Origin of the sequence: Mycobacterium nebraskense, from assembly GCF_002102255.1 — a bacterium.
Taxonomy (GTDB): Bacteria; Actinomycetota; Actinomycetes; order Mycobacteriales; family Mycobacteriaceae; genus Mycobacterium; species Mycobacterium nebraskense.
In genome coordinates, this window is sequence record NZ_LQPH01000163.1 from 1 (window position 1) to 4,884 (window position 4,884).

At 63.2% G+C, this 4,884-nt stretch carries 2 protein-coding genes, 2 pseudogenes and 1 other annotated feature; of the genes and pseudogenes, 3 read left to right on the forward strand and 1 reads right to left on the reverse strand.

Annotated elements, in window-relative coordinates:
• Nucleotides 1–75 precede the first annotated feature (75 nt).
• Nucleotides 76–1,055, forward strand: a pseudogene (locus AWC17_RS24890) (IS3 family transposase); the annotation flags it as partial.
• Nucleotides 96–227: a sequence feature (AL1L pseudoknot), on the forward strand. It overlaps the preceding pseudogene by 132 nt.
• Nucleotides 1,056–1,534: 479 nt before the next feature.
• A pseudogene (locus AWC17_RS34245) lies at nt 1,535–2,875 on the forward strand (IS256 family transposase).
• Between the two features lie 352 nt (nt 2,876–3,227).
• Here AWC17_RS34245 and AWC17_RS24905 read toward each other — a convergent pair.
• Nucleotides 3,228–3,677 (reverse strand): SRPBCC family protein, encoded by a 450-nt coding sequence (locus AWC17_RS24905; RefSeq protein WP_007172254.1) that lies wholly within the window; start codon nt 3,675–3,677, stop codon nt 3,228–3,230.
• A gap of 315 nt (nt 3,678–3,992) precedes the next feature.
• On the opposite strand from AWC17_RS24905, the gene AWC17_RS24910 reads away from it, so the two are divergent.
• On the forward strand, nt 3,993–4,694 hold the full coding sequence (locus tag AWC17_RS24910) for a TetR/AcrR family transcriptional regulator (RefSeq protein ID WP_033721584.1): 702 nt from the start codon (nt 3,993–3,995) through the stop codon (nt 4,692–4,694).
• The last annotated feature ends 190 nt before the right edge of the window (nt 4,695–4,884 follow it).

Consider the following 4,884-nt stretch of genomic DNA (forward strand, 5'->3'; position numbering starts at 1 on the left):
CACAACGGATCTCGGCGCACCCCGGACCGCGTGTCGTTTACATCATCGACAGGACGCTGAGAACCTCAGATAACCAACGAGATTCTGAAACGAGCGGCCAGTTTCTTCGGCGCGGAGCTCGACCGCCAACACAAGAAGTAGTCGACTTCATCGACACCCACCGTGGGGAATTCGGGGTCGAGCCCATCTGCACCGTCCTGCGCACCGCAGGGGTGTCGGTGGCCCCGAGTACTTACTACGACACCAAGGCACGGCCGCTGTCGGCACGGGCCCGTCGAGACGCCGAGCTGGCGCCCGCCCTGGTGGCGCTGTGGGACAACTACCGGGTCTACGGCGCCCGCAAGCTGTGGAAAGCCGCCCGCCGTGCCGGCCACGACGTCGGGCGAGACCAGGTCGCCCGACTGATGCGCGCAGCCGGCATCCAAGGAGCGCGGCGCGGCAAACGGGTCCGCACCACCAAACCCGACCTGACAGCGCCTCGCCACCCCGATCTGGTCAAGCGGAAGTTCACGGCGACTACGCCGAACCAACTGTGGGTCACGGATCTAACATTCGTGCCGACCTGGGCTGGGGTGGCGTATGTGTGCTTCATCGTCGATGCCTACTCCCGGATGATCGTGGGCTGGCGGGTGGCCTCCCACATGCGCACAACCATGGTGCTCGACGCGATCGAGATGGCCCGCTGGTCACGTGGAAACACATTGCCGGGCTTGACATGTCACTCCGATGCCGGGTCCCAGTTCACTTCCATCCGCTACGGTGAACGTCTCGCCGAGGTCGGTGCGGTGCCCTCGATCGGCACCATCGGGGACAGCTACGACAACGCTCTGGCCGAGACCGTCAACGGTTACTACAAGGCCGAGCTGATCTACGGGCCGGCTCACACCGGGCCCTGGAAGACCGTCGAGGACGTCGAGCTGGCGACCCTGGCCTGGGTGTACTGGCACAACACCAGCCGCCTACACAGCTACCTCGCCGACGTTCCTCCGACCGAGTTCGAAGCCACCTTCTACGATGCACAACGGACCGACCAACCCCTGATCGGAATCCAATAACCCGAGCCTCCGACAGAACCAGGGCGATTCATCACGCAGCTCCGGCGGATACCTCCTCAATGAACCACCTGACATGACTCCAACCTTCCCAAGAAGTGGAGTCTCCGGACATGCCGGGGCGATTCAGTGTGGAGCTCTTAAAGGCCATGGCCTGCATTCCAGACGGTCGCGACGAACGCTATAGTTATTGGCCATGAGATTAGATTCGATTCGCCGTTCGGGCGTTGTAGTGCTTGTCTTGGCCACGGCCTCGGTAGCAATGGTCGTGGAGGCGCTGGGGTGGCGCCGTTACCTTGTGCTGGGCACGGCCACACTAGCACTTGTCGTCAAGGCGGCGGGAGGGCGGCGTCGCCTCGGCGTCCGGCGCAGTCTGGGAAGAAAAGGCAAACGAACGGTCGCGTCCTAAAGCCGGTGTAAATGGGCCGGGCATAGGTTCTGCTTCGAGACCTACCAAGTCATCGAAGAAAGGACCTATGCCCGTGCCTGCACGAGTATCGCCGACTGATCGTGTTCGCGCCAAGATCGACGAGCTGTTCGCATCCGATCGTGAGCTGCCCGAGATTCTGGAGGAGGTGGCCCGGCTCGGCGCACAGTTGCTGATGCAGGCCGCGCTGGAGGCCGAGGTGACCGAGTTCCTCGGCCGTGACCGCTACCAACGCGCCGCGGCCGCGCCGGATGCGCAGCCCCGGGGCGCGCAATGGTTATCGGCCAGCGACGGTCAAGACCACCGTCGGCCCAGTCACCCTGGAGCGGCCCAAGCTGCGCGGCACGACCGCCGCGTTCGTCTCACGCCTGTTCGGCAAGCACGTCACCAAAACCAATGCGCTGGAATCGCTGGTGATCGCCTCGTTCGTGCGCGGACTGTCGGTGCGTGATGTCGAGGCCACCCTTGCCGATGCGCTCGGTGATCAGGCCGCGATCTCGAAATCGACTGTCTCGCAGGTATGCCAAGCGATAAAAACCGAGTACAACACCTGGGCGCGGCGCCCCTGGGCGATGTCGTGCTCGATTAGCTGTTCCTGGATGCCTCCTTCTTCCGGATGCATCCCGGCTCGCCGGCCGAGCCGATCCTGGCCGCGTGGGGCGTCACCACCGCCGGCAAGCCCGTCTTTGTTGGCCTGGCCCCCGGCGTGGTGGAGTCGACCGAGGCCTGGGCCGATTTCCTGACCGATCTCACCGACCGTGGGCTAGCGTGCCCGCTGCTGGTCATCTCCGACGGTGCCCGCGGCCTGATCGCCGCGATCGAGCAGGTCTTCCCGACCGCGCTGCGGCAACGCTGCCTGATCCAGCGGTTACGCAACGTGCTGGCCAAGATCCCGGCCGGGATGCAGGCCGAGATCCGCGACGGCTACTGGGCCTGCTTCGACACTGAGGACCTCAAAACCGAGCCCGGTCCGCGGCTGGTCGAACTGGTCGACGCCCGGCTGACCGCGTTCGCTACCCGCTACACGACCACCTACCCGGCAGCGATGAAGATCATGCTGACCGAGCGCGAGGGCCTGACCGCCTATCTGCGGTTCCCGCCCGAACATCATCACCGCATCCGCCACTCGAACTTCATCGAACGCACCTTCGGAGAAACCCGCCGCCGCGCAAAGGTTATCGGCCGCTTCCCTGGCGAGACCAGTTGTAACAGCATCGCCTGGGCCGTGCTCGACCGCGCATCCCGCGGCTGGCGCGGACTCACCATGACCCCCGCCGGGCTGCGCCAGCTCCAAGACCTGCGCCGCAGCCTGCTGCAACCACCCCGGCAACTGTGGCCCCAGCACACCCCGGACTTCGCTAGCAGCACCACCGAAACCGTCAGCGCCACCGCGTAGCATCACTCACCGAAGCCAGAACCTCCGCAGGCCGATTTACACCGGATTCCGGACGCCACCCAAACGAACTAGTGCCCTGAGTCATTAATTTTGGTGCAGTAGTTGCCGACGATGCTGATCAAGATTTGGTCGACGGTCTTGGTCCAGACGTATGGGGGCCCTCGTTCCGGGTTTCGACTACTGCGGTGATCGCCGCCCACTGCGAGGGGTACTGCGGATGCACCTCAGCGACCATGCGCACTGCACGCTCACGAAGCTCGTCGGGATACTTGCTCGGGCGTGCCATAACTCGAATCCTCCCAAGATCGGGAGTCTCCGGAAACGCCGGGACGGCTCAGTGTGTGGGAGCTGTTCAGCAGGTGCGTAGACATTGCCGACGCAGTGCTCGTTCAGTGTGTCGGATACCTGAACCAAGCAACGGCTCGATAGCGCGCTGGAGGACTTTGCCCGCGAGCCCACCGGGGAACTTGTAGTCGGCAGTTATGTCAACGCGGGTCACTGCTGATCCCATCGGCGTCGTGGCAACGGCTGCCAAGGCAACTATGCCGTTGTTGGTCACCAAGGCCTCTGTGATGCGCCGGCACGGCTCCCACTCGGTGATGCGACTCGTTCCGGTCATCGCGATTGGGCCGATCTTGCCGGTTCCTCGAAATTCGGCGCCGACCCCGTCTGATAGTTCGCCGATTGGCGTAATGGTGCGCAACCCAAAGACCCACTCCGGCATCCGGCGGTAGTCGACAGCGTAGTCGAAAACCGCCTCAGCCGGCAATTCTAGAGTGCCAGACGCGAACACCATCGTCATGCGCCACCAGCCCAGGCCAAAGACTCCGCCGTGGCATCGCCTACAGAATGATCCCTGCAGTCAGTGCGCATGGGTTGATGGTGGCATCACCGTCACAACCCGTCAATAGAATTGGATTTCGAATCTCCCTCGTGGTGGGTCGGCCGGCCGCTACGATGAATCGCGTTCATGATGGTGAAGACGGATCGTCACGCGCGGCGCGACGTTCAGGCGCTTCCAGGCGGGCACCGAGAGGCTCAACGCGTGAGGAGTTGCCTGACGCACCGTTGGCTTGTGCAGTAGCTTTAGCTTTTAGATTAGAATTTCGGGGTGTCGATGAACCTGGGTGCCGTGGGGCGGCTGCTACCGGAGTTGACCGGAGATGCCCGAGCCGATCGTTGGCGCGAGCATCGAGCTGCTGTGCGGGCGGAGCTGATAGAAGCGACGCTTCGCGCGATCGACGAGTATGGGCCTGACCTGTCCATCGACGATGTCGTAAAGACCGCGGGGATCCCCAGGCCCAAGCTGTATCGATTCTTCGCGGATAAGGACGCCTTATTCGCCGCGGTCGGCCAGCGGGTGCAGGAGATGATCATCGAGCAAGTCGTGCCGCAGTTTGATGCCGCCACCACGGCGCTGGAGCTGGTCAGCTCCGCGGTGGCCGCTTACGTCGGGCTCGTGGATAAGCGGCCTAATCTTTTTCGTTTCCTGGTGAATTCCCACTTCAGGGACGGGCGTTCGCCCGCGGATTTGATCGAGGGCGGCAGGCCGCTCTCGGACGCCACGGTGGATGTTTGGTCAGCCGCTATCGAGGCGCGTGGTGGCGAGGGCGCCAACTTTGAATATGTTGTGGATGCTGCTCTGGGAGCGGTGGGACTTGGTGTGCTGCGCTGGCTGAATTCCCCGACCGTCAGCAAGGATGCCCTTGTCGAAGAGTTGACCGCTTTTTTGTGGGGCGCCTTTTCGGCAATTGCGGAAGTGCGTGGGGTGCACCTCACTCCTGACACGAAGCTAGAGTCATCGGCCGAGGCAAATTAAGCGGTCGCTTTCCCAGTTCGGGCGGCTGGCGGCGCCGACATGCTGAACCTGCCCTGAACCGTAGAGGCATACACTACGAGGAGTGGATGTGCCGGAGACACGGATCGGGAGTGGAGATATCGTCAAGACCTGTGGATCGGTGAGTTTCAGGCGACCTGCGATCCGACGGTTTGAGGCTCAGCTGCCGACC

What these genes read in the sequence shown, in the direction of transcription:
- AWC17_RS24905 (WP_007172254.1), bottom strand. Translation starts at nt 3,677, where the DNA reads ATGACGATGGTGTTCGCGTCTGGCACTCTAGAATTGCCGGCTGAGGCG.
- AWC17_RS24910 (WP_033721584.1), top strand. Translation starts at nt 3,993, where the DNA reads ATGAACCTGGGTGCCGTGGGGCGGCTGCTACCGGAGTTGACCGGAGAT.